General features: G+C 66.5%; 6 protein-coding genes. 5 read left to right on the top strand and 1 reads right to left on the bottom strand.

The window, feature by feature from the left end:
- From VGL40_08120 to VGL40_08110, 3 genes are all read left to right on the top strand, one after another.
- A partial coding sequence (locus tag VGL40_08120) for an ATPase (GenBank protein HEY3315221.1) occupies positions 1 to 274 on the top strand: 274 nt, incomplete at its 5' end.
- A 43-nt stretch (positions 275 to 317) separates the two neighbouring features.
- Positions 318 to 1,511, top strand: coding sequence for a PatB family C-S lyase (locus tag VGL40_08115; protein HEY3315220.1), 1,194 nt, complete (start codon positions 318 to 320; stop codon positions 1,509 to 1,511).
- Between the two features lie 137 nt (positions 1,512 to 1,648).
- Entirely contained in the window at positions 1,649 to 2,605 is a 957-nt protein-coding gene (locus tag VGL40_08110) for a sodium-dependent transporter (GenBank protein ID HEY3315219.1), read from the top strand.
- A 133-nt stretch (positions 2,606 to 2,738) separates the two neighbouring features.
- On the opposite strand, the gene VGL40_08105 is transcribed toward VGL40_08110, so the two are convergent.
- A complete protein-coding gene (locus VGL40_08105) occupies positions 2,739 to 3,110 on the bottom strand; it encodes a hypothetical protein (GenBank protein ID HEY3315218.1) in 372 nt (123 codons plus the stop codon).
- Positions 3,111 to 3,263: 153 nt separating this feature from the next.
- Between VGL40_08105 and VGL40_08100 the strand changes: the two genes are divergently transcribed.
- Both VGL40_08100 and VGL40_08095 read left to right on the top strand, forming a co-directional pair.
- Entirely contained in the window at positions 3,264 to 3,971 is a 708-nt protein-coding gene (locus tag VGL40_08100; GenBank protein ID HEY3315217.1) for an AzlC family ABC transporter permease, read from the top strand.
- The coding region (locus VGL40_08095; GenBank protein HEY3315216.1) for an AzlD domain-containing protein at positions 3,968 to 4,134 on the top strand (167 nt) is incomplete at its 3' end. The genes VGL40_08100 and VGL40_08095, both read left to right, overlap by 4 nt.

Below are 4,134 nucleotides of genomic sequence, written 5' to 3'. Positions count from 1 at the left end.
GGTCTCCGGGGTAATCCGACAATTGGGCATGGAGAACGAGCCGGTCGAGGTGGTTCTGGCCGGCAGCGTCTACCGGGGGGAGAACCCGCTGCTGATCGATGGCCTGACCATGGCCGTCCATCGAGTCTGCCCGCGGGCCAGGCCGCATCTGCCGGCCTACCAGCCCGCCGTGGGGGCCTATCTGATCGCTCTCGAGGAACGGGGAATCACCGTCGACGATCGGGTCTACGCCAACGTCGACCGGACCGCCGGTGACCTCAAGGTCTCGGTCTGAGGGCCACGAGCGACCAGAATTGGCGGACGGAGGTCACGTGGACATGCGCTACGACTTCGATCGGGTCATCGACCGCAGGCAGACCAACTGTGTCAAGTGGGACCTCAACCGACCCCTCTTCGGGCGGGAGGACGTTCTCGACATGTGGGTGGCCGACATGGACTTCCCCGCCCCGGAGCCGGTCGTCGAGGCCATCCGGAAACGGGCCGAGCACCCCGTCTACGGCTATTCCTTCCCGCCGGATTCGCTCTACGGAGCCATCGTCGAGAGGCTCGACCGCTACTATGGCTGGCGGATCAAGCCGGAGTGGGTGGTCTTCACCGCCGGCGTGGTCAACGGCCTCTACTCGGCGGTCAGGGCCTTCGCCCGGCCGGGCGATGAAGTCATCATCCAGCCGCCGGTCTACTACCCGTTCTTCGGCGCCGTCAAGGACAACGGCGGCCAACTCCTCCACAACCAACTGAGGTTCGACGGCCGTCGCTACACGATGGACCTGGATGGGCTGCGCGAGTTGTTCGCGGCGAAGGCCGATTTCCCCGCCCGGACCCCGCGGGTGAAGGCCCTCATCCTGTGCAGCCCGCACAACCCGGTCGGCCGGGTCTGGAGCCACGCTGAGCTCACTGAACTCAGCCGGATCTGCCTCGAGAACGGGTGCCCGGTCCTGTCCGACGAGATCCACTGCGACCTCCTCCTCGAGGGCGTCCGGCACACCGTCACGGCGACCGTCTCGGAGGAGATCGAGCGGAACACCCTGACCTTCATGTCGGCCTCGAAGACTTTCAACCTGGCCGGGCTGTCGACATCGTTCATGGTCATCCCCAATGATCGCTGGCGCCGGGACTTCGTCACCTCGCGGAACGGCGACAACGGCGGGAACCTTTTCGGCTACGCGGCCCTCGAGGCCGCCTATCGCCAGGGCGACGAGTACCTGGCGCAGTTGCGCCGGTACATCACCGCCAACGTCCGCTATTTCACGGACTATGTTCGGACCCGAATCCCCCGGGTCGGGGTGGTCGAACCGGAGGGTACCTACCTTGTCTGGGTCGACCTGCGGGAGCTGGGCCTCGACCCGCAGGCCTTGCAACGGCTGATGCGTGAGGCCGGCCGGCTGGCCCTTGACGACGGCTTCGCCTTCGGCCCGGGCGGCGAGGGGTTCCAGCGGTTCAACCTGGCCTGCCCGCGGGCGACCGTGGAGGAGGCTCTGGGACGGCTCGCGAAGGCGGTCGGAAGCCTGTAGGGAAGCCCAGGGAAGCTCCGGCGTCCCGAGACCCGGCGATCAAGCGATAGATGCCTGGACGTGCAGCGGGAACCCCCACGGGGCTCCCGTTTTTTGTGACCAGTCCTTTCGCATCCGCCCTTTGCGGCAATAGGCGATTGTCTCTCGATTGGAACTTCCGGCCTCTATGCAGGACTTTTGCTTTCGGAGAAGAATCAACGGGCTTTAATCCATCTCTTGTCGGGGAGGTCGCGGTCTACTCCTACGTCTTCAAGTCGGCCGTCGGTGCCCTGAACGTCGACCCCAAGGAGCTCGGCGGCATCTTCGGCCGCGTCGCCGGCGGCACCTGGGAGCCCCTCTTCTGGCAGTGGGTGGCCATCCTCGTTACGGGAACCGTGGTCATGCTCGGCGTGGCCCGCGGCATCGAGCGGGTCATCAAGCGGCTCATGCCGGCCCTCCTCATCCTCCTGATCATCTGCGACATCCGGGCCCTGACCCTCCCCGGGGCCACGGCCGGGATCTCGTACCTGTTCCGGCCGGACTTCACCAAGATCACCTGGTGGGTCGTCCTCACCGCCCTGGGCCTGTCCTTCTTCAAGCTGTCCATCGGGATGGGCGCTCAGCTCACTTACGGCAGCTACATGAGCAAAGATGAGAACATCCCCCGGACGGCGACGCGGGTCGCCCTGGCCGACACGGCCGTCTCACTCCTGGCCGGCCTGGCCGTCTTCCCCGCCGTCTTCGCCTTCGGCTTCAAGCCCGATGCCGGCACGTCCCTCCTCTTCATCACCATCCCGGCGGTCTTCCAGTCGATGCCGCTCGGCCGGTTGTTCGCCGTGGTCTTTTTCCTCCTGGCCTCCATCGCCGCCACCGGGGCCATGATTTCGCTGGTGGAAGTGCCCGTCGCCTGGGCTTCCGAGCGCTTCGGGATTTCTCGGAAGCTGGCTACGGTTTTGGAAATGCTCCTCCTCGCCCTGGCCGGATTGCCGGTGACCCTCTCCAACGGGCCGACGGCCGGCTGCAGAACGCCCGCGCGACGAAATACTTCCATATCCTCGTCCGGTTCGTCGCCCCCATCGCCATCGTCATCATCTTGTTCAGTTCCCTCGGCCTGATTAAGGTCAAGTAAGCCTCGGGCCTGGGGACGCCCCGGGCCAAGAGCGAAAGCCGCCCTCCCGTCGGGGGGCGGCTTTGTTCGTGGTGGGACTGGCTGGGACGGTCGGCCAGGGGGGTGGGCATTGGATGCGGTCAGGGCTTGTGGCCGCGGATGGCCTCCTCGAGCCTGGCGATCAAGCTCTGCTTGGCTTCAACATACTGCTGACTCCCGTGTTTGAGCTTGGCCGTCAACTGGGCGAAGCTCGAATCGGCTAAAGCCTGAACCTTGGCCAGGATCTTCTCGAGGTCCTCCCGGCTTGGCTTGGCCTCGGCGACCTTCTTCATCGCGGCGAGGACCTCCTGCTCGATTGCCCCGAGCCCGGCCTTGACGGCCTCCTCCTCCGCCTGCGGCGTCTCCCCGTATCCCCTGATCGCCCATTTGGCCTTCCCCCGCTGGGCGGCCTCGGCGATCCTCTTGGGCGCGGTCGCTAACAGAGCCTGAAAGTGGGACCCGGCATCGGCCACGACCAACCCCTCCTTCGGGCATCCGGCATTCGACTGAAGCGCTTCTTCTCGGTCGTCCGGCCGATTCCTGCCGTCCCGCGGCAGGAGACTCCCAGCTCGGCCTCGAAGCTCAGGTAATTCTAGCTCGTCGAAATCGCTGAAGGATGTGTCCACTTGGCTGCCACACAGGACCGTCATGGGCAACTCCCGTCAACCTTCGGCCAGGGCGTCAGGGTGGCCTTCCCGGTGATGCTGGGCTACCTTCCGGTCGGCTTCGCCTTCGGGGTCCTGGCCCGGGCCACCGGCCTCTCCGTGGCCGAAGTCGGACTGATGTCCCTGCTGGTCTACGCCGGGACGTCCCAGTTCATCGCGGTCGGCATGATCGGCTCGGGGATGGCCGCCCCGGCCATCCTGTCGACGACCTTCCTGGTCAACCTGCGCCACCTGCTGATGAGCACCGCCCTGGTGCCGTCGATGCGGACCAACCAGGCCTGGCAGAACGGTCTTCTCGCCTACGGCATCACCGACGAGACCTTCGCCGTCAACTCGGCCCTTCTCCGGGGGAGACCGGCGCACGCCGCCTACGTCTCGGGGATCCACATCGCTTGCCAGGCGACCTGGGTCGTGATCTCGATCTTCGGGGCCCTCATCGGCCAGATGGCCGGCCAGGCCGAAGCCCTCGGCCTTGACTTCGCCCTCCCGGCCATGTTCATCGGTCTCCTGGTGCCGAACCTGGTCGGCGAGGACCGCCGGGCGAGGCTAACCGCGGCCGTGGTGGCCGCGGCCGCCGCCGTCCTCGCCCTGATTCTGGCGCCGGGGAACAGTTGGGCGATCATCGCCGCCACTCTGCTGGCGGCGACCGTGGGGGCGTTCGTCCGATGACCGTGATCCGCCCCCAGATGCTGGCCCTCTTCGCGGGCATGGCCCTGGTGACCTACCTTCCCCGGATGCTCCCGCTGGTCGTCCTCAGCCGCTTCAAGCTGCCGCCTGCCGTCCTTCGGTGGCTGAGCTTCGTGCCGGTGGCCGTGCTCTCGGCCTTGCTGGC

The sequence above is a fragment of the Bacillota bacterium genome (assembly GCA_036504675.1).
GTDB lineage: Bacteria > Bacillota > Sulfobacillia > JAJYWN01 > JAJZPE01 > DASXUT01.
The sequence above is the reverse complement of the archived record's forward strand: the minus strand, read 5'-3'. Positions and strand labels throughout refer to the sequence as shown.